The sequence below is a fragment of the Pseudomonas sp. OE 28.3 genome (genome assembly GCF_014268205.2).
Taxonomy (GTDB): Bacteria; Pseudomonadota; Gammaproteobacteria; order Pseudomonadales; family Pseudomonadaceae; genus Aquipseudomonas; species Aquipseudomonas edaphica.
This window is the reverse complement of the sequence record NZ_CP077082.1, coordinates 1,962,738-1,984,931: the sequence shown is the minus strand read 5'-3', so window position 1 is coordinate 1,984,931 and position 22,194 is coordinate 1,962,738. Positions and strand designations below refer to the sequence as shown.

Genomic DNA, 22,194 nt, shown 5'->3' with positions numbered 1-22,194 from the left:
GCTAAATAAACCGCGCCAGTCTACCAGCCTTTGCTCCCGCCCTTAAGAATCGCCTCACTCAACGGTCAGCTTGCCGACCATGCCCGCCTGATAATGCCCCGCAATGTTGCAGGCAAATTCAAGACCGGTGGCCTTGTTGAAGGTCCAGGTCAGCTCGGCGGTCTTGCCCGGTTCCACCAGCACGCTGTTGGGATCGTCATGCTTCATGCCACCCATCTCGCCCATATCGCCATGCCCCATGGCGGCGTGGTCCATCTTGCCCATGCCGGTGGCCGTGAGCATGCCGCTGGCCTGCATCTTGAGCATTTCTTTTTGGTGTTCGGCGTGCATCGCCGCATCACCCAAGTTGAACTCGTGCAGCAACTGGCCTTTGTTGACCAGCACAAAGCGCACGGTCTCACCGGCTTTTACATCCAGAGCCTTGGGCGAAAAGGAAATGTCCTGCAGGGTTACTTCTACGGTGCGCGTGGCTTTATCGGCCGGTGCCGGGTGACCAAACGCGTAGGTGTGAGCCTCATCAGCCATTGCATTAACGCTCAATGCCAACAAACAGCCCGCCAATAACAGAGGTGTACGCAACGCCATGACGCTTCTCCAAAAAGTGTGTCCAGCTTGGTCAGCACTTTAAGATGGCTCTGCTGCCAGCCAGCTGACTGCTAGATTACAACTTTGTCAGGTTACGCCCTGACGCTGCCGCCCACGGTATAAAGCCCATCGCCACCTGTCGCCACGAGTTGCCCATGAAACTGCTGATCGTTGAAGACCAACCGAAAACCGGCCACTACCTGCGCCAGGGCCTGACCGAGGCTGGCTTTACCACCGAGTTGGTGGCCGACGGCACGAGTGGGCAGCATTTGGCCCTGACCGGCGATTACGATCTGCTGATCCTCGACGTGATGCTGCCCGGCCGCGACGGCTGGCAAATTCTGCACGCCGTGCGCAGTGCCGGCCTGGAAATCCCGGTGTTGTTCCTCACCGCCCGCGACGCCGTGGAAGACCGTGTGCACGGCCTTGAGCTGGGCGCCGACGATTACCTGGTCAAGCCTTTCGCCTTTTCCGAATTGCTGGCGCGGGTGCGCAGCCTGTTGCGCCGTGGCAGCAGCACCCCGCAGGAAACCACGCTGCAACTGGCCGACCTGCGCCTGGACCTGATCCGCCGCCGCGTCGAGCGCGGCGGCCAGCGTATCGACCTCACCGCCAAGGAGTTCGCCCTGCTCGAACTGCTGCTGCGCCGCCAGGGCGAAGTGCTGCCCAAGAGCCTGATTGCCTCCCAGGTGTGGGACATGAATTTCGACAGTGACACCAATATCATCGAAGTGGCGATCCGCCGCTTGCGCCTTAAAGTCGACGACAACTTCCCCACCAAGCTGATCCACACCGTGCGCGGCATGGGCTATGTGCTGGAGGAACGGTGCAATTGATTGCGCGCCTGTCCCTGGCCAGCCGTCTGGCATTGTTGTTTGCCGGCTGTACGGCGGTGGTCTCGCTCATCGCTGGCGTGTTGTTCAACCAGGCCAGCGAAGCGCACTTTATCGAGCTGGACCAGCAGCAACTCGACGGCAAACTGATCGCGCTGCGCAGCACCTTGCAGGGTGTCGACTCACTGGCGTCCTTCACCCCGCGAGAAGCGCAACTGCGTGCCGAACTCAGCCGCCAGCCGGACCTCGCCTTGCGCATCAGCGCCGCCGGCCAACGCTGGTTTGATGGCGCGCCGAGCGTCACGCTGCCCGCAGCACCCGGCCTGCACAGCCTGCAAAACGCGGGCACCGACTACCGCGTGTACAACGCGCCGTTGCTGGCGGGCCAACCCGGCTCGCCGCAACTGTCGCTGATCCTCGACATCACGCACCACCAGCACTTTCTGCAACGCATGCAGCGGTTGATCTGGCTCACGGTCGGCTTGTCCGCCCTGGCCACCGCGCTGCTCGGCGCATGGGCAGCGCGCAGCGGGCTGCGGCCGTTACGGCGCATGAGTGAAGTGGCCGCCGGCGTGTCGGCCCACTCCCTGACCCAACGATTGCCCCAGGCGCAAATGCCGGTGGAACTGGCCGAACTCGCCCAGGCGTTTAACGCGATGCTGGGGCGGCTCGACGGCGCGTTCCAGCGCCTCTCGTCTTTCTCCGCCGACATCGCCCATGAACTGCGCACGCCCCTGTCGAACCTGCTGACTCAAACCCAGGTGATCCTCACCCAGCCGCGCCCGCTGGAGGACTACCGCGAGGCGCTGCACAGCAACCTGGAGGAGTTGCAGTGGATGGCGCAGTTGGTGAATGACATGTTGTACCTGGCCAAAGCCGACCATGGCCTGCTGATGCCCAAGCGCGAAGCGCTGGCGCTGCACGATGAAGTGGAGGCGTTGCTGGAGTTTTTTGCGCTGTTGGCCGAAGACGCGCAGGTCAATCTGGTGTGCGAAGGCACGGCTCAAACGGCGGGCGATCGCGGTATGTTGCGCCGGGCCGTGTCGAACTTGCTGGATAACGCGCTGCGGTTTACCCCGGTGGGTGGCGAGGTGCGGGTGCGGATTATGGAAAGCGCACAGGCTGTGACGCTGACTGTCGCCAATACCGGGGAAGGTATTCCAGCGGCCTTACTGCCTAAATTATTTGATCGGTTCTACCGGGCAGACCCCGCGCGCCGTGAAGGCAGCAGCGAGCATGCTGGGCTGGGGTTGGCGATTACCCAGTCGATTGTGCGGGCGCATGGGGGGAGGATTTATTGTGAGTCTGAAATGGGCTGGACAAGGTTTGTGATTGAGTTGCCCAAGGGGGATTGATGCAAGCTGGGCCGGCCCTATCGCAGGCAAGCCAGCTCCCACATTCGAATGTATTCACACATCAAAATGTGGGAGCTGGCTTGCCTGCGATAGCGGTCTTAGCGTTTACGAATACCTGAGGGCATGCGCCGGCTCAATCTTCGCCGCCCGATACGCCGGGTAAATCGTCGCCATAAAGCTCAACACAAACCCGGCCGTGCAAATCAGCAGTACATCGCCGCCTTGCAGCTCGGAAGGCAGGTTGCTGACAAAGTACACGTCGGAACTGAAGATATGCTGCCCGGTCACGCGCTCCAGCCAGCCCACCAGTTCACTCACGTTCAGCGCCGCAATCACGCCCAGCACGCCGCCGATCAAGGTGCCGACGATACCGATCACCGTGCCCTGCACCATGAAGATCGCCATGATCTGCCGTGGCGTGGCGCCGATGGTGCGCAAAATCGCGATGTCCGCGCCTTTGTCGTTCACCACCATGATCAGGGTGGCGATGATGTTGAACGCAGCGACGGCGACGATCATCAGCAACAGCAGGCCGATCATGGTCTTTTCCATCTTCATGGCACTGAACAGGCTACCCTGGGTGTGGGTCCAGTCATCCGGCTTGTAGTCGGCGCCGAGGCTCGCGGCAATGTCGGCCGAAACCTTGGGGGCCGCGTACAAGTCTTTCACCGCCAGGCGCACGCTTTGCACCTGGTTCGGCTGCCAATGCTGGATCTCGGCGGCGTCGGCCATGTTGATCAGGGCCATGGAGCCATCCAGCTCGGCGCCGACCTTGAAGATACCGACCACGTTCAGGCGCTGCATGCGCGGGGTGATGCCACCCGGTGCGGCCGTGCTGATTTCCGGCACGATCAGGGTCAGCTTGTCGCCCACATTCAGGCGAAAGCGCCGAGCGGTAATGTCGCCGATCACTACGCCGAACTCGCCGGCCTTCAGGTCTTCGAGTTTGCCGCGCACGATATGCTGGGCCACGATCGACACCTTGCCTTCCTGGGCCGGGTCAACGCCGCTGATCTCGATAGGTTGCATCGCGCCCTTGTAGGAGAACATGCCGTCCATCTGTGTGAACGGCACCGCAGCGGTGACCTCGGGGTTCTTCAGCGCGGCGGCGGCCACGGGCTGCCAGTTATCAATCGGGTTTACACCGACGATAGTGGCGTGGGGCACCATGCCGAGGATGCGCGTGCTCATTTCACGCTGGAAGCCGTTCATCACCGACAGCACCACGATCATCGCCAGCACGCCCAGGGCGAGGCCGATCATCGAGGTCATCGAGATAAACGAGACAAAACGGTTGCGGCGCTTGGCGCGGGTATAGCGCGTGCCGATGAAAATCGATAACGGTCTGAACATTCGCGGGCACCGTTTAAAAAAATGAAAAAGCCTGGCTTAAAAAGCCAGGCTTGAAACGGGTCAGATGGCGACCAGATGACCTTCCTGCAGGTGCAACACGCGGTCCATCTGGCGGGCCATGCTCATGTCATGGGTGACCACCAGGAACGCGGTGCGCATCTGGGTGCTCAGTTCCAGCATCAAGTCCTTGATGCCTTGCGCGGTATGCGAGTCGAGGTTGCCGGTCGGCTCATCGAGCATCACCAGGCCTGGGTTGTTGACCAGGGCACGGGCGATGGCCACACGCTGGCGCTCGCCGCCGGACAGTTCCGCCGGTTTGTGCTCCAGGCGATGGCCAAGGCCAACGCGCTCCAGCAGTGCCTTGGCGCGCTGGCGGGCTTCCGGGATCGCGGTCTTGCCGATCAGCAGCGGCATGCACACGTTTTCCAGTGCGGTGAATTCCGGCAGCAGGTGGTGGAACTGGTACACAAAACCGAGCGAACGGTTGCGCAGTTGGCCACGGGCTTTTTCACCCAGTGCCGACAGTTCTTCGCCGGCCAGCCACACGCTGCCCTCGGAAGGCGTATCCAGGCCGCCCAACAGGTTGAGCAAGGTACTTTTGCCGGAACCGGAACTGCCGACGATCGCCACGCGCTCGCCCGGGTGCAGTTCCAGCTGCAGGTTGGACAACACCACTACCGACTCCGGGCCTTCCTCGTAGGATTTGCCCAGGTTGCGGCAGCTCAAGATAGCTTTTTCACTCATGCCCGATTCACTCATAACGTAAGGCCTGTGCTGGCTGGGTGCGTGCCGCGCGCCAGGCTGGATACAGGGTGGCAAGGAAACTCAATAGCAACGCGGCGCCGCCCACCATCAACACGTCCTGGGCCTGAACCTGGGACGGCAAGTAGTCGATGAAGTAGACGTCAGCGTTGAGAAACTTGTGGCCGATGACTTTTTCCAGCGCGGCAATGGCGGCGCTGACGTTCAGCGCGGCCAGAATGCCGACGGCGGTACCGATCAAGGTGCCGACTACGCCGATCACGGTGCCCTGCACCATGAAGATCGCCATGATCTGGCCCGGCGTGGCGCCAAGGGTACGCAGGATGGCGATATCGCCCTTCTTGTCGTTCACCACCATCACGAGCGTGGAGATGATGTTGAACGCAGCCACGGCGACGATCAGCAGCAACAGCAGGCCAATCATGGCTTTTTCCATGCGGATGGCCTGGTAGAGGTTGCCGTGGGTGCGGGTCCAGTCGCGGGCGTAGTACTGCGAGTCGCCCAGGTGCTGGGCGATTTCCCACGCGCCGCGCGGTGCATCGAACAGGTCGTTGAACTTGAGGCGCAGGCCCTGCACCTGATCCGGCTGCCAGCGATGCAGGCGGGCCAGGTCGGTAAGGTTGGTGAGGCCCAGGTAGCCGTCGATTTCGCCGGCGCCGACGTGGAAGGTGCCGACCACGGTAAAGCGCTTCATGCGCGGGAACATGCCGGCCGGGGTCACGGTGACTTCCGGCGCGACGAAGGTCAGCTTGTCGCCGATGCCCACGCCGAGCTTGGCCGCCGCCTTGTCGCCGATCACGATGCCGAAGCTGCCGGGTGCCAAGTCGTCGAGTTTGCCCTGCAACATGAACTTGTCGATGATCGACACGTTACGTTCCTGGGCCGGGTCAACGCCATTGAGCAGGATCTTCTGCACCTTGCCGTCGTTGGTCAGCAGCCCCTGCATCTGGGTAAACGGCGCAACGGCCACTACCTTGGGGTTCTGCTTGACCTTGGCGGCCAGGCTTTGCCAGTCGTTGATGGGTTCATCGGACTCGATGGTCGCGTGGGGCACCATGCCCAGCACGCGGGTGCGCATCTCATGATCGAAGCCGTTCATCACCGACAGCACCACGATCATCACGACCACGCCCAAGGCGAGCCCGATCATCGAGGTCAGGGAAATGAACGACACAAAATGATTGCGGCGCTTTGCACGGGTATAACGCGTGCCGATAAATACGAAGAGAGGTCTGAACATGTCGGGGCTTGTTCGGAGGAAAAGAAGACGTCCCGGTGGCGGGGTCTGGTAAGCAGCTTTACACTCTGACCATTACCGTTACCTGGGGTTCGCCATGTCGACATTAGATGAAGAAGAACGCCGCGAATACTACCGTATCGACGACATGATCGCACTTCAAATCAGCACACTGTCTGCCCCGGAAGCGGCGAGCAAGGAAGTGTTGCTGGATGATTCCCCGCTGTTCAATCTGCTCAGCGAACTGCACCTCAGCGAATTCGAAGCCCAGCACCTGCTGCGCCAGATCAGCGAGAAAGATCGCAGCCTGGCGGCCTTTCTCAAAGTCCAGAACAAACGCGTGGACCTGCTCAGCCAGATCATGGCCCGTGGTCTGTTGGACGAAGTCGGCGCACCGCAGCCGGTGATCATCTCCGAAGGCGGCATCGACTTCCAGCGCCCCACGCCGCTGGCGCCCGGCGCGCACCTGGCGGTCAAGCTGGTGCTGATGCCCCAGGCGCTCGGCCTGCTGCTGCGCGCACGCGTGACGCATTGCGAGCCCAAAGGCGATGGTTTTGACGTGGGCACGGAGTTCGAATCCATGACCGACGCCCAACGCCAGTTGCTGGCGCGCTATATCCTGCAGAAACAGGCACAGGAACGCCGTCTGGCGCGGGAACAAAGCGACGACCTCTGAATACGTATTGAACACGCCAGCCTATCTGGCGCAAAGGAGCAACTGTGACCCTGATTTACGGCCACCGCGGTGCCAAAGGCGAAGCACCGGAAAACACCCTGACCAGCTTTCAGGAGTGCCTCAAGCACGGTGTACGCCGTTGCGAACTGGACTTGCACCTGTCCATGGACGGCGAGTTGATGGTGATCCACGACCCGACCCTCAAGCGCACCGCCGACCGGCGCGGCAAGGTCGTCGAGTATTCGGCGGCAGACCTGGTAAAGATGGACGCGCGCAAAGGTGGCCCAGGCTGGGTCAAACCGTGCCCGATTCCGCGCCTGGAAGAACTGTTCGAACAGTGCGACTTCGATCACTGGCAGCTGGAAGTCAAAAGTGCCTCGCGCACCCGCGCCGCGACCACTGTGCTGGCGATCCGCGAGATGGCCGTGCGGCATGGCCTGATGGACAAGGTCACCGTGACCTCAAGTTCTCGGGAAGTATTAAAAGCGGCGGTTGAGCTCACCCCGGACCTGTCACGCGGCCTGGTGGCCGAATACGCCTGGCTCGACCCGTTGAAGGTCGCGCAGAACTACGGCTGTGAGTACTTGGCGTTGAACTGGACGTTGTGCACCCCCGAGCGCCTGGAAAAAGCCCAGCGTCAGGGTTTGCACGTGTCCGTGTGGACGGTCAACGAACCTGCGCTGATGCGCAGGCTCGCCGACTTCGGCGTAGATAGCCTGATTACAGACTTTCCCGGTTTGGCCACTGCCACCCTCGAGAATTACTGAAATCGGTCTCCCCGGCCGGCTCAGGCCACCGGCCGGAGCCGCTCAAAAAAGCCGGTTGAGGCCGTCGTAGGCCGCTACCCGATAGGCTTCGGCCATGGTCGGGTAGTTGAACGTGGTGTTTACAAAATACTTGAGGGTATTTTGCTCACCCGGTTGGCTCATGATCGCCTGGCCGATGTGCACGATCTCCGAGGCCTGGTAGCCGAAGCAATGCACGCCGAGAACCTCAAGGGTTTCACGGTGGAACAGGATCTTCAGCATGCCTTGCGGCTCACCGGCGATCTGCGCACGCGCCATGCTCTTGAAGAATGCCTTGCCGACTTCATAAGGCACCTTGGCCTTGGTCAGTTCGTGTTCGTTCTTGCCGATCGAGCTGATCTCGGGAATCGTGTAGATCCCGGTCGGCACGTCGTTCACATAACGCCAGCTGCCATTGTCGACGATGCTGCCAGCGGCCGAACGGCCCTGGTCATGCGCAGCACTGGCCAGGCTCGGCCAGCCGATCACGTCACCGGCACCGTAGATGTTCGGTACGCAGGTGCGGTAATTCTCATCCACTTCGATCTGGCCACGGCTGTTGACCTTGACCCCGATGTTTTCCATGCCCAGCTTGTCGGTGTTGCCGGTACGGCCGTTGCACCACAGCAAGGCGTCGGCCTTGATCTTCTTGCCGGACTTGAGGTGCAAAATCACCCCGTTATCCAGGCCTTCGACCCGCTCGTACTCTTCGTTGTGGCGCACGGTGATGTTGTTGTTGCTGAAGTGGTAGCTCAACGCCTGGGAGATTTCCGAGTCGAGGAAGCTCAGCAACTGGTCGCGGTTGTCGACCAGTTCCACCAACACACCCAGGCCACTGAAGATCGAGGCGTATTCACAGCCGATCACGCCGGCGCCATAGATGATCAGTTTGCGCGGGGTGTGGCCCAGGCTCAGGATGGTGTCGCTATCGTAGATACGCGGGTGGTGGAAATCGATATCGGCTGGGCGATACGGGCGCGAACCGGTGGCGATGATGATGTGCTTGGCCACCAGCTTCTCGACCACGCCATTGGCGCAGACCACTTCGACGGTTTGCTCGTCGGCGAAACTGCCGGTGCCAAAAAACAGGTCGACGCGGTTACGGGCGTAGTAACCCGTGCGAGACGCAACTTGCTTGGAGATGACTTTCTCGGCGCTTTTAAGCACGTCCGGGAACGAGAACCAGCGCGGCTCACCAATGGCCCGGAACATCGGGTTGGTGTTGAACTGCATGATCTGGCGCACCGAGTGACGCAAGGCCTTGGACGGGATGGTACCCAGGTGGGTGCAGTTACCGCCGACCTGGCGACGGCTATCGACCATCGCCACCTTGCGCCCCGCTTTGGCGGCGTTCATTGCCGCACCTTCTCCAGCCGGGCCGGAACCCAGTACCACCACGTCGTAGTTGTAGACAGCCATGCGTACTCCTCAGAACAGGCCAGGCGTACGGTTGGACGCCTGGCTAAATCATGCCGCGGCCAGCGGGCATGAAGGAAATTTTTGGCTCAAGTGTGTGAGCCGGGGCACAGTCTATATAAGGCTCAACGCCGCGCACATTAACCCTTGGTCGCGTCGTAGGCCAGTCTTGCCTTTACTACAGGAACTGCAAACTGGCATTACACTGCTGACACGCACCTTCGCAGGCGGGGCCATTATGCGGCATGTGGTTTTCTGTTTAATGATGATTTTTTCGCTGACAGCGCACGCCAGTGAAGCGAGTCGGCTTAAGCAAGCCGGTTTTGCTGCGCAAACGCATGAGCTGGCGCTGAAAAACCAGGCGGTGCTGGTGTATCTCTGGGCGGATGTGTATGCGGCCGCGCTGTACGCTCCAGCTGATATCAGCGCCAAACAGGCCTGGGACCAGCAAAAGGCTGTGCGCCTGGCGCTGTATTACTTTCGCGACATCGACCGCAATGATGTGATCAAGGCCGCTACGGCTACCCTTGAACGTCAGCAATCCGCTGCAACCCTCGCCCGCCTGAAGCCTGAGCTGGACCAACTGCACGCCAGTTTCCGCAACATTCGCAGCGGTGACCGTTACGCCCTGGATTTTCGTCCTGGGCGTGGGCTGAGCCTGGAGATCAATGAGCAAGTGGTGTTCAGCAGTCGCGATGATGAATTGGCAAAGGCCTACCTCGGTATCTGGCTCGCGCCGAAAGGCCTGTCGGACAGCCTGCGCAACGCCCTCCTGAACTAACCAACGCCCCCAAAAACACCAAAGAACCCTGTGGGAGCTGGATTGCCTGCGATAGCGGTGGGTCAGCCACTCATTTGCGGACTGACACACCGCTATCGCAGGCAAGCCAGCTCCCACATTTGATTTTCATCGCCCTCGACAACTGCGCATTTAGTCATGCTTGCTATCAATTTTTATTGCCGGTAATGGCCAATACACATATGGTTACAAAACTACAGCAAGGACGAATGATGACCAGGGATCACTAATAAGACAGCCAACATGAGTGCATGACATGTCCACTACCACGGGCAAAGGCAAAGCGATTTTTCGCGTTGTCAGCGGCAACTTCCTCGAGATGTTCGACTTCATGGTCTATGGCTTCTACGCCACGGCCATTGCCAAGACCTTCTTTCCCAGCGACAGCGCGTTTGCCTCGTTGATGCTATCGCTTGCGACCTTCGGCGCCGGTTTCCTGATGCGGCCACTGGGCGCAATCTTCCTCGGCGCCTATATCGACCGCCACGGCCGCAAAAAGGGCCTGGTCATCACGCTGGCCTTGATGGCCGCCGGCACCATCCTGATTGCCTGCGTGCCCGGCTACGCCACATTGGGTGTGGCCGCGCCGCTGATCGTGCTGTTCGGTCGACTGCTTCAGGGTTTCTCTGCCGGCGTCGAGCTGGGCGGTGTCTCGGTGTACCTGGCAGAAATCGCCACACCGGGCCGCAAGGGCTTTTTCGTCAGTTGGCAGTCCGCCAGCCAGCAGGCTGCGGTGGTGTTCGCCGGTTTGCTCGGCGTGGGCCTCAACCACTGGCTAAGCCCGGAAGAGATGGGTGACTGGGGCTGGCGCGTGCCGTTCCTGATCGGCTGCCTGATCGTGCCGGTGATCTTCGTGATTCGCCGTTCGCTGGAGGAAACCCCAGAGTTCCAGGCACGTAAACACCGCCCTACCCTGCAGGAAATCGTGCGTTCGATCGGCCAGAACTTTGGCATCGTCATCGCCGGCATGGCGCTGGTGGTGATGACCACCGTGTCGTTCTACCTCATTACCGCTTACACCCCGACCTTCGGCAAGGCCGAACTGCACCTGTCTGACTTCGACGCATTGCTGGTGACGGTGTGCGTGGGCATCTCCAACTTTATCTGGCTGCCGGTGATGGGCGCGGTGTCCGACAAGATCGGGCGCAAACCCTTGCTGCTGGGTGCGACGATTCTGGCAATTCTCACAGCGTATCCGGCGCTGTCGTGGCTGGTGGCGAATCCGAGTTTCAGCCATCTGCTGATCGTGCTGTTGTGGTTGTCGTTCCTGTATGGCTCGTACAACGGGGCGATGGTGGTGGCGCTTACCGAGATCATGCCGATTGAAGTGCGCACCACTGGATTCTCGCTGGCTTATAGCCTGGCAACGGCGACCTTTGGTGGGTTTACGCCGGCGGCCTGTACTTACCTGATCCATGTGCTGGATAACAAGGCGGCGCCAGGGATTTGGCTCAGTGGTGCGGCGGTGTTGGGGCTGATTGCGACGTTGGTGCTGTTTAAAGGCAATCGGCATGAACTGCGGACGGCGCAGGCTTCGGTGGTTGGCGGCGCCTGATAGACCGCTATCGCAGGCAAGCCAGCTCCCACATTTGACGGTGTTCACAAGTCGAAATGTGGGAGCTGGCTTGCCTGCGATGAGGCCCTGATATTCACCACAAAACCAACAGCCACAAAAAAGCCCCGAACCAGTCGGGGCTTTTTCATTTACCGCAAAGGCTTAGCGCGGGAATGCTGGCGGGTTAACCCCGGCCATGTCTTCCATCACACGAACCACCTGGCAGCTGTAGCCGAACTCGTTGTCGTACCACACGTACAGAACAACGCGGTTGTCCTGGGTAATGGTCGCTTCAGCGTCGACCACACCGGCGTGGCGCGAGCCCACGAAGTCGGTGGACACCACTTCCTGCGAGTTAACGAAGTCGATCTGCTTATGCAGGTCGGAGTGCAGCGCCATGTAGCGCAGGTACTCGTTCATCTCTTCGCGGGTGGCGGCTTTCTCAAGGTTCAGGTTGAGAATGGCCATCGACACGTTCGGCGTCGGTACGCGGATCGCGTTACCGGTCAGCTTGCCGGCCAGCTCAGGCAGGGCCTTGGCAGCAGCGGTGGCGGCACCGGTCTCGGTGATCACCATGTTCAACGCGGCGCTACGGCCGCGGCGATCGCCTTTGTGGAAGTTGTCGATCAGGTTCTGGTCGTTGGTGTACGAGTGAACCGTTTCAACGTGACCATTCACGATGCCGAACTTGTCATTCACAGCCTTCAGCACCGGCACGATGGCGTTGGTGGTGCAGGAAGCAGCGGACACGATCTTGTCGTCAGCGGTGATTTCGCCGTGGTTGATACCGTGCACGATGTTCTTGAGCTTGCCCTTGCCAGGCGCAGTCAGTACAACGCGGTCGATACCTGGGCAGGCCAGGTGCTGGCCCAGGCCTTCGGCATCACGCCATACACCGGTGTTGTCCACCAGCAGTGCGTCCTTGATGCCGTATTGGGTGTAATCCACCTCGGCCGGGTTCTTCGCGTAGATCACCTGGATCAGGTTACCGTTGGCGGTGATGGTGTTGTTTTCTTCGTCGATGACGATGGTGCCGTTGAACGGGCCATGTACCGAGTCGCGGCGCAGCAGGCTGGCACGCTTGGTCAGGTCGTTCTCGGCGCCTTTACGCACCACGATGGCACGCAGGCGCAGGCCGTCGCCGCCACCGGTTTTTTCGATCAGGATGCGCGCCAGCAGGCGGCCGATACGACCGAAGCCGTACAACACCACGTCGGTGCCTTTGCGGGCTGCAGCGTTTTGCTGGCCAACCACATCGGCCATTTCTTCACGCACGAACTGCTCGGCGCTGCGGCCGGCACCTTCTTTGCGGAACTTGTAAGCCAACTTGCCCAGGTCTACCGAAGCCGCGCCGAGCTTGAGCTCGCTCATGGCTTTAAGCAGAGGGAATGTTTCGTGGACGGAGAGTTCGCTGTCGTCGGCAGAACGATGGCGAGCAAAGCGATGGGCTTTGAGAATCGCGATGACTGACTGGTTGATCAGGCTGCGGCCATAGATCGAGCTCACCACATTGTTATTGCGGTACAGCTGACCGATAAGCGGAATCATCGCTTCAGCGAGTGCTTCACGGTCGATCCATTCACCAAGACACTGGTCGGGCTTCTGAGTCACGGGAACCTTCCACATGTAGGGGCAGAAAAAAGGGGCTACATTATGCCGCCCGACCGGCCTCGGAGCAATGCGCGTCGGGCAACAAAAAGTGCTTGCGAAAAAATCACACCCCGCTGCAGCCCAGTAAATACGCGGCTTCCAGAAGGCCGCTGGTTGAGCGCCAACGTCGACTTGTCCGTAACCCTCCGAAACATCCACGCAAAATAGCACTACATATTGAGTCAAAACCCGCCATTGTTTGTCTTAGCCACTACATTTCCTGCAAACCGTAATAGGCTCAGTCAGCAACTGACAGGCGGCACCTTGGACCGCTACAATTACCGACTTTGTCGCAACGCTTGGAGCTCAACCTTCCGTGCCCGTTCTGCGTCTACCGCTTCTCCCTGCCGCGGCAGGTAAACAGCACTGGGGCAACCTGCCCGGTGCCGCCCTGAGCCTGGCCATTGCCGAGGCTGCCAGCGCAGCCAAGCGCTTTACCCTGCTACTCACCGCCGACAGCCAAAGCGCCGAGCGGCTGGAGCAGGAGCTGAGCTTCTTCGCCCCCGATTTGCCGGTGCTGCATTTCCCCGACTGGGAAACCCTGCCCTACGACCTGTTCTCGCCGCACCAGGACATCATTTCCCAGCGCATCGCCAGCCTGTACCGCCTGCCGGAACTGGCGCACGGCGTGCTGGTGGTGCCGATCACCACCGCCCTGCACCGCCTGGCACCGACCAAGTTCCTGCTCGGCAGCAGCCTGGTGCTGGATGTCGGCCAGAAACTCGATGTAGAGCAGATGCGCACGCGCCTGGAAGCCAGCGGCTACCGCTGCGTCGACACAGTGTACGAACACGGCGAGTTCGCGGTGCGTGGTGCGTTGATCGACCTGTTTCCGATGGGCAGCAAACTGCCGTACCGCATCGACCTGTTCGATGACGAAATCGAGACGTTGCGCACCTTCGACCCGGACAACCAGCGCTCCATCGACAAAGTAGAGTCGATCAAGCTGCTGCCGGCGCGCGAATTCCCGCTGCAAAAAGACGCGGTCACGCGCTTCAAGGCGCGCTTTCGCGAACGCTTCGACGTCGACTTCCGCCGCTGCCCGATCTTTCAGGATTTAAGCAGCGGGATTACACCGGCCGGTATCGAGTACTACCTGCCGCTGTTCTTCGACGAAACCTCCACCCTGTTCGATTACCTGCCCGCAGACACCCAAGTGTTCTCGCTGCCGGGCATCGAGCAGGCGGCGGAAAACTTCTGGAACGACGTGCGCAACCGCTACGAAGAGCGCCGCGTCGACCCGTCGCGACCTTTATTGCCGCCCGCCGAGCTGTTCCTGCCGGTGGAAGACTGCTTCGCCCGCCTGAAAAACTGGCCGCGCGTGGTCGCCAGCCAGCAGGACGTGGACACCGGCAGTGGTCGCGAGCGTTTCCCGGCGAGCACGCTGCCGGACTTGGCGATCCAGGCCAAAGCCACCCAGCCACTGGAAGCGCTGTCGAATTTTCTTGGCGACTTCCCTGGCCGCGTGCTGTTTACCGCCGAATCCGCCGGCCGTCGCGAAGTGCTGCTGGAATTGCTGGAACGCCTGAAGCTGCGCCCGAAAACCGTCGACAGCTGGCCGGATTTCGTCGCCAGCAAAGAGCGCCTGGCGATCACCATTGCGCCGCTGGACGAAGGCTTGTTGCTGGACGACCCGGCGCTGGCACTCATCGCCGAGAGCCCGCTGTTCGGTCAGCGCGTGATGCAGCGCCGGCGCCGTGAAAAACGCGCCGACGCCAACAACGACGCGGTGATCAAGAACCTCACCGAACTGCGCGAAGGCGCGCCGGTGGTGCATATCGACCACGGCGTGGGCCGCTATCTGGGCCTGCAGACCCTGGAGATCGACAACCAGGCCGCCGAATTCCTCACCATGGAATACGCCGAAGGCGCCAAGCTCTATGTGCCGGTGGCCAGCCTGCACCTGATCGCCCGCTATACCGGCAGCGACGACGCGCTGGCGCCGTTGCATCGCCTGGGCTCCGAGACCTGGCAGAAAGCCAAGCGCAAGGCCGCCGAACAGGTGCGCGACGTAGCGGCCGAGTTGCTCGACATTTATGCCCGCCGTGCCGCGCGCGAAGGCTATGCGTTTGCCGACCCGAAAGCCGACTACGCCACCTTCAGCGCCGGCTTTGCCTTCGAAGAAACTCCCGACCAGCAAACCACCATCGAAGCGGTGCGCGCCGATATGCTGGCGCCCAAGCCGATGGACCGCCTGGTGTGCGGCGACGTGGGCTTCGGCAAAACCGAAGTGGCCATGCGCGCAGCTTTTATTGCCGTGCACGGTGGCCGCCAGGTGGCGATCCTGGTGCCGACCACCCTGCTCGCCCAACAGCACTACAACAGCTTCCGTGATCGCTTTGCCGACTGGCCGGTGACCGTGGAAGTGATGAGCCGGTTCAAATCCGCCAAGGAAGTCAACGCCGCCGTCGCTGACCTGGCCGAGGGCAAGATCGATATCGTGATCGGCACGCACAAGCTGCTGTCGGACGATGTGAAGATCAAGAATCTGGGCCTGGTGATCATCGACGAAGAGCACCGCTTTGGTGTGCGTCAAAAAGAACAGCTCAAGGCCCTGCGCAGCGAAGTCGACATTCTTACGCTCACTGCGACGCCGATCCCACGCACGCTGAACATGGCCGTGTCGGGCATGCGCGACTTGTCGATCATTGCCACGCCGCCGGCGCGCCGGTTGTCGGTGCGCACCTTTGTGATGGAGCAGAACAAAAGCACGGTCAAGGAAGCACTGCTGCGCGAATTGCTGCGTGGCGGCCAGGTGTATTACCTGCACAACGACGTGAAGACCATCGAGAAATGCGCCGCCGACCTCGCCGAACTGGTGCCGGAAGCCCGTATTGCCATCGGCCACGGGCAGATGCGCGAGCGCGAACTCGAACAAGTCATGAGCGACTTCTATCACAAGCGCTTCAATGTGCTGATTGCCTCGACCATCATCGAGACCGGCATCGACGTGCCAAGCGCCAACACCATCATCATCGAGCGCGCCGACAAGTTTGGCCTGGCGCAATTGCACCAGTTGCGTGGCCGTGTGGGCCGTAGTCACCACCAGGCCTATGCCTACCTGCTGACTCCGCCGCGCCAACAGATCACCTCCGATGCCGAAAAGCGCCTGGAAGCGATCGCCAATACCCAGGACCTCGGTGCCGGTTTTGTACTGGCCACCAACGACCTGGAAATCCGTGGCGCCGGCGAACTGCTCGGCGACGGCCAGAGCGGACAGATCCAGGCCGTGGGTTTCACCTTGTATATGGAGATGCTCGAGCGCGCAGTGAAAGCCATCCGCAAGGGCGAACAACCGAACCTCGACCAACCCTTGGGCGGCGGCCCGGAAATCAACCTGCGTTTGCCGGCGCTGATTCCCGAGGACTACCTGCCCGACGTGCACGCGCGGCTGATTCTGTACAAGCGCATCGCCTCGGCCACCGACGAAGAAGGCCTCAAGGACTTGCAAGTCGAGATGATCGACCGCTTCGGCCTGCTGCCCGAGCCAACCAAGAACCTGGTGCGCCTGACGCTGCTGAAATTGCAGGCCGAACAGCTGGGCATCAAGAAAGTCGACGCCGGGCCGCAGGGTGGGCGCATCGAGTTCGAGGCGCAAACGCCGGTGGACCCATTGGTGCTGATCAAACTGATTCAGGGCCAACCCAACCGCTACAAGTTCGAAGGGGCTACGCTGTTCAAATTCATGGTGCCGATGGAGCGTGCCGAAGAACGCTTCAATACCCTGGAGGCGCTGTTTGAGCGCCTCATCCCGAAATCTGCTTGAAGGACGCCCCCATGCGCCTGTTCCGCATTCTGAGCTTAGTGTTGGTGGTGGTCGCACCTTCGGCGTTTGCCGACAGCCCGTACCTGGTTGAAATGATCCTGGTGCGCCAGAACGCCGAACCGGTGATCAACAGCCGCGCCGCGCCGGAAAACTGGGATGCCGGCGCTGCGCGGTTGCCGACCGACAAGCTAAGCCCACCGCGGCTGGGCAACATCGTCGACAAGCTCAGTGCGGACAATAGTTACACCGTATTGCTGCACCGGGCCTGGGATCAGAACCTGGGCGAGCAACCCGTGAAGCTGGCCATTACCGACGGCCAGGAGCAGTTCGGCCAGTTCCCCATCGAAGGCACGCTGAACCTGCAACTGGGGCGTTTTACCGATATCGACGCGGATTTCTGGATCAACCAGTTCGACGCCAATGGCAGCGTGATTGCCAGCGAACACTTGAGCCAGCAAGACGTGCGCACCAAGAACAACCAACTCAATTACCTGGATGGCGGCCACTTGGCGCTGCTGATCAAGATCACTTCGCTGACCGCCAAACCACCCAGTGCGCCACCGCCCGACATTCAGGACTGATCCAGCGCCATGCCCCTGACGTCGTCGTTGACCAAACCCCTGGCCCCTTCGTGGGCCAATCGCTTTAAAGAGCAAAGCCTTGAGCGCGGGCGGCGCTACGCCCTGGAAAACCGCGTGCGCATCGTCGAGTCCGGCGACAGCACCATCATCGCCAGCTGCGAAGGCTCTGGCGGCAATGTATACCGACAAACCATCTCGCTGCGCGAATCGGCCAAGGGCACGCTGATCCTGGTGGACAGCCGCTGCACCTGCCCGGTACACACCAACTGCAAACACATCGCGGCAGTGCTGCTCAAGGTCCAGGAAACCCTGGCTTACCCGGCCGCCGCGCAAGATGCCGAGCTGTTGGAAAAACTCCAGGCCGTGCTGGATAACCGCGTGGTGCTGCCACAGGTGGTGATGGAAGATGTGCGGCCAGTGCCGCGCCTGTGGCTGGCCAGCGTGGAGTTCAGCGCGTTTGAACCGCGTAATGGCAAGATGCAGCGCTATATCCAGCACCGTGCGGCGCTGTCGTTCAATTACCTGGGCAACTATGTCAGCGGGCAAAAAAACGCCGACATCATCGTGCGCCAGGAAACCCAGAGCCTGCGCATCAAGCGCCATCCGGAACTGGAGCAACCCTATCGCGAACAACTGCGCCTGCTGGGCTTCAAGATCGCTACACGCCAGAGCAAGGCGTTGCCGGAGAGTGCCGGTGAATTGTTCGAAATGGTCAATGACAGCGCCTGGTTGAACTTCACCCTCAACGCCTCGCCGACCTTGCGCGCCGAGGGTTGGGAGTTGCAGATCGATGAGGATTTCGGTTTCGACTTGAGCACCGTCGATGACTGGTACGCCACCGTCGACGAAGGCCCGGAACGCGACTGGTTCGACCTGGAGCTGGGGATTATCGTCAATGGCGAGCGCCTGAGCCTGTTGCCGATTTTGCTCAACTTGATGCGTTCGCATACCGAAATCCTCAACCCGGAAAAACTTGCCCGGCGCCGTGACGACGAGCTGATCCTGGTGAATATTCCCGGCCTGCCCAACGGCCACGGCCCGCTGCAAGTGGCTTTGCCGTACGGCAGGCTCAAGCCGGTGCTGGCAACCCTTGGCGAGTTTTACCTACAGGAAACCGGCACCACCAGCTTGCGTCTGGCCAAAGCCGACGCCATTCGCCTGAACCCGCTGGAAGACCTGCCGCTGCAATGGGAAGGCGGTGAGAAGATCCGCAATTTCGCCCAGCGCCTGCGCGACATCAAGGACTTCACCTGCGTGGCGCCCGAGGGCTTGAACGCGACCTTGCGCCCGTATCAGCTGGAAGGCTTGAGCTGGATGCAGTCGCTGCGTCAGCTCGATGTCGGCGGGATCCTTGCCGATGACATGGGCCTGGGCAAAACCCTGCAGACCCTGGCGCATATTCTCAGCGAAAAGGCCGCCGGACGCCTCGACCGACCGTGCATGGTGGTGATGCCCACCAGCCTGATTCCCAACTGGCTGGATGAGGCGGCGCACTTCACACCGCAACTGCGGGTGCAGGCGCTATACGGCGCTGGCCGTAAGAAACATTTCCCCCATTTGCAGGACTATGACCTGCTGCTGACCACCTACGCGCTGCTGCCCAAGGACATCGACACGCTCGCCGCCCTGCCCTTGCATGTGCTGATCCTCGATGAAGCCCAATACATCAAGAACCCCAACAGCAAGGCTGCCCAGGCCGCGCGCGAGTTCACTGCTCGCCAGCGCCTGTGCCTGAGCGGCACGCCGCTGGAAAACCACTTGGGCGAGCTGTGGTCGCTGTTCCACTTCCTGCTGCCGGGCTGGCTGGGTGACGTAAAAAGCTTCAACCGCGATTACCGCGTGCCCATCGAAAAGCGCGCCAGTGAGGTGCGCTTGCAACACCTCAACGGTCGGATAAAACCTTTCCTGCTGCGCCGCACCAAAGAGCAGGTGGCCACCGAGCTGCCGCCCAAGACCGAGATCATCCATTGGGTCGACCTCAATGAGGCCCAGCGCGACGTGTACGAAACCATGCGCCTGGCCATGGACAAGAAGGTGCGCGACGAAATCACCCGCAAGGGCGTGGCGCGCAGCCAGATCATCATTCTTGAAGCGCTGCTCAAGTTGCGCCAGGTGTGTTGCGACCTGCGCCTGGTCAACGACGCCACCCTGCCCGCCCGTGGCAGCAGCTCAGGCAAACTCGACAGCCTGTTGGAGATGCTCGAAGAGCTGTTCGCCGAAGGGCGCCGAATATTGTTGTTCTCGCAGTTCACCTCGATGCTGAGCCTGATCGAAGCCGAGCTGAAAAAACGCGGCGTGCCCTACGCATTACTCACCGGCCAGACCCGCGACCGGCGCACGCCGGTGAAGGATTTCCAGAGCGGCAAGCTACAGATTTTTCTGATCAGCCTGAAGGCCGGCGGCGTGGGCTTGAACCTGACCGAGGCGGATACGGTGATCCACTATGACCCGTGGTGGAACCCGGCGACGGAAAACCAGGCGACCGACCGTGCGTACCGCATCGGGCAGGAGAAGCCGGTGTTCGTGTACAAGATGATTGCGCGAGGCACGGTGGAGGAGAAGATCCAACACCTGCAGAAGGAAAAGTCTGATCTGGCAGCAGGCGTGCTGGATGGGCGCACGACCGGGGATTGGCAGTTGGGTAATGAGGATATCGAGGCGTTGTTTGCGCCGTTGCCCAACAAGCAAGAGAAGCGCTGACGGTTAGATCGCTATCGCAGGCAAGCCAGCTCCCACCCTTGAATGTATTCACAAATCGAGAGTGGGAGCTGGCTTGCCTGCGATGGCAGCAACGCGATATTCAGTCGATCAACTGAGCATCGCGCAACGCGGTAAGCGCCACCAGCCAACGCGGATCCTGCTTGTACTCCGTAGAGGCAATTGCCTGCCCACGCATCCGCGCAATCCGCGCCGACGGCGTGACCTTCATGCGTTGCGCCGCAGTCAGTGCCAGCTCCGCAGCAGCACGGTCATTACACACCAACCCCATATCACAACCGGCCGTCAGCGCCGCCTCAATTCGACTGGCCGCATCACCGACCACATGAGCGCCGGCCATGGACAGGTCATCGCTGAAAATCACCCCATCAAATTGCAGCTCGCCGCGCAAAATATCCTGCAACCAGCGACGCGAGAAACCGGCGGGCTGTGCGTCCACTTGCGGATAAATAACGTGAGCCGGCATCACCGCCGCCAATTGCTTGCTCAGGCGTGCGAAAGGCACCAGGTCATTTGCACGAATCTGTTCCAGGCTGCGCTCGTCGTTTGGAATCGCGACGTGGGAATCCGCCTCGGCCCAGCCATGGCCCGGGAAGTGTTTACCGGTGGCCGCCATACCGGCGCTGTTCATGCCGCGAATGAATGCACCCGCGAGCACGGCAGCGCGCTCCGGATCGCCTTCGAAGGAACGGGTGCCGACAACGGCGCTGCGTTGGTAGTCGAGGTCAAGCACCGGGGCGAAGCTCAGGTCGAGGCCGACCGCCAGCACTTCAGTGGCCATGATCCAGCCGCACTGCTCGGCCAGGTATTCGGCGTTGGGTTTATCCGCCAGCAGGCGCATGGCCGGCAGACGCACAAAGCCCTGGCGCAGGCGCTGCACACGCCCGCCTTCCTGATCGACCGCCAGCAGCAGGTCTGGGCGCACCGCGCGAATGGCCGCACTCAATTCGCGCACTTGCCGCGGGTGCTCGATATTGCGCGCAAAAATGATCAACCCGCCCACTTCAGGCTGGCGCAACAACTGGCGATCCTCGGCCGTCAGCCAAGTACCGGCCACATCGACCATTAACGAACCTTGCAGGGCAGCAGTCATAAACTTTCCTTAAATAACGCACACAACCCGTTGCCCTCACCTGGCGCAATAAGCGCAGCGAGCACAACGGGTTGTGAGTAAATAGCTGAAATCGGCATGGCGGCTAGCTTAGCCGCCGCGCACACCTGGGGCAATCACGCCTTGGCGACGGCCGGCGTAGATTTGCTGCGCGCACGCAACTGGGCAGCGGCCATGACCGGATCGGTCACGCCGGTTTCGGCACGCATGCCGGCGGCAAGGAACGGCACCATCAGGCGCATCACTTGCTCGATGGAAGTATTGACGCCGAAATCGGTCTCGGCAATTGCGCGCAACGCCTTGATCCCGGACATGCTGAACGCGGCAGCGCCGAGCATGAAGTGCACACGCCAGAACAGTTCGATCGGCGGAATACGCGGCGCAGCTTCGTTGACCAGCAGCATGTAGCGACGGAACACCTTGCCGTACATGTCTTCCAGGTAACGGCGCAAGTGGCCCTGGCTCTGGCTGAAGGCCAGCCCTAACAGGCGCATGAAGATCGACAGGTCATTGCCGCTGCGCGGTTGAACCACCAAGGCTTGCTCAACCAGGATTTCCAGCAGGTCTTCCAGGCTTGGCTTGTTTTCGGGCTTGGTCTGGCGACGCTCCAGCTCACGGTCGAGGCTGGCGCAGAACGGCCCCAGGAAGCGCGAGAACACCGCCTGGATCAGGGCTTTTTTCGAGCCGAAATGATAGTTCACAGCGGCGAGGTTAACCCCAGCCTTGCTGGTAATCAGCCGCAATGAAGTTTCAGCAAATCCTTTTTCCGCGAACAATTGCTCGGCAGCATCGAGAATGCGTTCAACGGTTTCCGACTGGGCCATGGCTACTCCGCCTGACAAACACTTGTTTGAAACATACGTTTCAGGGTGTGTCTTGTCAAGCCTGCGAGGCCGTTTTCCGGCCGGGCAGTCATCTATTTCATCGCTATTTAATCACATCCTTCGCGCCCTGTAGGCAGCGCTGTCTATGCCTTGCAGGAAGAGTGACAGACGACCGTCCAGCGGAGTGC

17 protein-coding genes are annotated in these 22,194 nt (G+C 60.9%); 9 read left to right on the top strand and 8 right to left on the bottom strand.

Features of this window, described 5'->3' with window-relative positions; genetic code table 11:
• Positions 1 to 54: 54 nt before the first annotated feature.
• Positions 55 to 585, bottom strand: a complete 531-nt coding sequence (locus tag HU759_RS08970; protein WP_026013731.1) for a cupredoxin family protein — start codon at positions 583 to 585, stop codon at positions 55 to 57.
• Positions 586 to 740: 155 nt separating this feature from the next.
• Here HU759_RS08970 and HU759_RS08965 point away from each other — a divergent pair, with 155 nt between their 5' ends.
• Entirely contained in the window at positions 741 to 1,421 is a 681-nt protein-coding gene (locus tag HU759_RS08965) for a heavy metal response regulator transcription factor (protein WP_169985568.1), read from the top strand.
• Positions 1,418 to 2,773, top strand: a complete 1,356-nt coding sequence (locus HU759_RS08960; RefSeq protein WP_186617506.1) for a heavy metal sensor histidine kinase — start codon at positions 1,418 to 1,420, stop codon at positions 2,771 to 2,773. Before HU759_RS08965 ends, HU759_RS08960 begins: the two co-directional genes overlap by 4 nt.
• Positions 2,774 to 2,878: 105 nt before the next feature.
• Here the strand turns inward: HU759_RS08960 and HU759_RS08955 are convergent, their stop codons facing one another.
• The 3 genes from HU759_RS08955 to HU759_RS08945 are packed head-to-tail and all read right to left on the bottom strand — an operon-like array spanning position 2,879 to position 6,128.
• Positions 2,879 to 4,126 carry a lipoprotein-releasing ABC transporter permease subunit gene (locus HU759_RS08955; protein WP_056857275.1) on the bottom strand — a complete coding sequence of 416 codons (1,248 nt, stop codon included), beginning with the start codon at positions 4,124 to 4,126 and terminating at the stop codon, positions 2,879 to 2,881.
• Between the two features lie 60 nt (positions 4,127 to 4,186).
• The gene (gene lolD / locus HU759_RS08950) at positions 4,187 to 4,870 is read right to left on the bottom strand and encodes a lipoprotein-releasing ABC transporter ATP-binding protein LolD (protein WP_020372695.1); all 684 of its coding nucleotides are present in this window, start codon (positions 4,868 to 4,870) and stop codon (positions 4,187 to 4,189) included.
• Positions 4,871 to 4,877: 7 nt separating this feature from the next.
• Positions 4,878 to 6,128: a lipoprotein-releasing ABC transporter permease subunit gene (locus HU759_RS08945; RefSeq protein WP_017137435.1), complete on the bottom strand. Its 1,251-nt coding sequence runs from the start codon at positions 6,126 to 6,128 to the stop codon at positions 4,878 to 4,880.
• 94 nt (positions 6,129 to 6,222) lie between these two features.
• Here HU759_RS08945 and HU759_RS08940 point away from each other — a divergent pair, with 94 nt between their 5' ends.
• Positions 6,223 to 6,801, top strand: coding sequence for a PilZ domain-containing protein (locus HU759_RS08940; RefSeq protein WP_170038819.1), 579 nt, complete (start codon positions 6,223 to 6,225; stop codon positions 6,799 to 6,801).
• A gap of 44 nt (positions 6,802 to 6,845) precedes the next feature.
• Positions 6,846 to 7,568 (top strand): glycerophosphodiester phosphodiesterase, encoded by a 723-nt coding sequence (locus HU759_RS08935; RefSeq protein ID WP_017137433.1) that lies wholly within the window; start codon positions 6,846 to 6,848, stop codon positions 7,566 to 7,568.
• A gap of 42 nt (positions 7,569 to 7,610) precedes the next feature.
• Here HU759_RS08935 and sthA read toward each other — a convergent pair whose 3' ends face one another.
• Positions 7,611 to 9,005: a Si-specific NAD(P)(+) transhydrogenase gene (gene sthA, locus HU759_RS08930; protein WP_017137432.1), complete on the bottom strand. Its 1,395-nt coding sequence runs from the start codon at positions 9,003 to 9,005 to the stop codon at positions 7,611 to 7,613.
• Between the two features lie 235 nt (positions 9,006 to 9,240).
• On the opposite strand from sthA, the gene HU759_RS08925 reads away from it, so the two are divergent.
• Both HU759_RS08925 and HU759_RS08920 read left to right on the top strand, forming a co-directional pair.
• Entirely contained in the window at positions 9,241 to 9,783 is a 543-nt protein-coding gene (locus HU759_RS08925; protein ID WP_138454216.1) for a chalcone isomerase family protein, read from the top strand.
• Between the two features lie 274 nt (positions 9,784 to 10,057).
• Positions 10,058 to 11,356, top strand: a complete 1,299-nt coding sequence (locus tag HU759_RS08920; RefSeq protein WP_017137430.1) for an MFS transporter — start codon at positions 10,058 to 10,060, stop codon at positions 11,354 to 11,356.
• Positions 11,357 to 11,518: 162 nt separating this feature from the next.
• On the opposite strand, the gene HU759_RS08915 is transcribed toward HU759_RS08920, so the two are convergent.
• A complete protein-coding gene (locus HU759_RS08915; protein ID WP_017137429.1) occupies positions 11,519 to 12,982 on the bottom strand; it encodes a glyceraldehyde-3-phosphate dehydrogenase in 1,464 nt (487 codons plus the stop codon).
• Positions 12,983 to 13,322: 340 nt separating this feature from the next.
• On the opposite strand from HU759_RS08915, the gene mfd reads away from it, so the two are divergent.
• From mfd to HU759_RS08900, 3 genes are read left to right on the top strand one after another with little or no spacing between them, the layout of a single operon-like run.
• Complete coding sequence (gene mfd, locus HU759_RS08910) at positions 13,323 to 16,772, top strand: transcription-repair coupling factor (protein ID WP_017137428.1); 3,450 nt, start codon at positions 13,323 to 13,325, stop codon at positions 16,770 to 16,772.
• A gap of 11 nt (positions 16,773 to 16,783) precedes the next feature.
• Positions 16,784 to 17,353: a CsiV family protein gene (locus HU759_RS08905; RefSeq protein WP_017137427.1), complete on the top strand. Its 570-nt coding sequence runs from the start codon at positions 16,784 to 16,786 to the stop codon at positions 17,351 to 17,353.
• Positions 17,354 to 17,362: 9 nt separating this feature from the next.
• Complete coding sequence (locus tag HU759_RS08900) at positions 17,363 to 20,053, top strand: DEAD/DEAH box helicase (RefSeq protein WP_170038817.1); 2,691 nt, start codon at positions 17,363 to 17,365, stop codon at positions 20,051 to 20,053.
• Between the two features lie 100 nt (positions 20,054 to 20,153).
• Here the strand turns inward: HU759_RS08900 and nagZ are convergent, their stop codons facing one another.
• Positions 20,154 to 21,164: a beta-N-acetylhexosaminidase gene (gene nagZ, locus HU759_RS08895; RefSeq protein WP_017137425.1), complete on the bottom strand. Its 1,011-nt coding sequence runs from the start codon at positions 21,162 to 21,164 to the stop codon at positions 20,154 to 20,156.
• Positions 21,165 to 21,298: 134 nt separating this feature from the next.
• Positions 21,299 to 22,006, bottom strand: a complete 708-nt coding sequence (locus HU759_RS08890) for a TetR/AcrR family transcriptional regulator (RefSeq protein WP_017137424.1) — start codon at positions 22,004 to 22,006, stop codon at positions 21,299 to 21,301.
• Between the last annotated feature and the right edge of the window lie 188 nt (positions 22,007 to 22,194).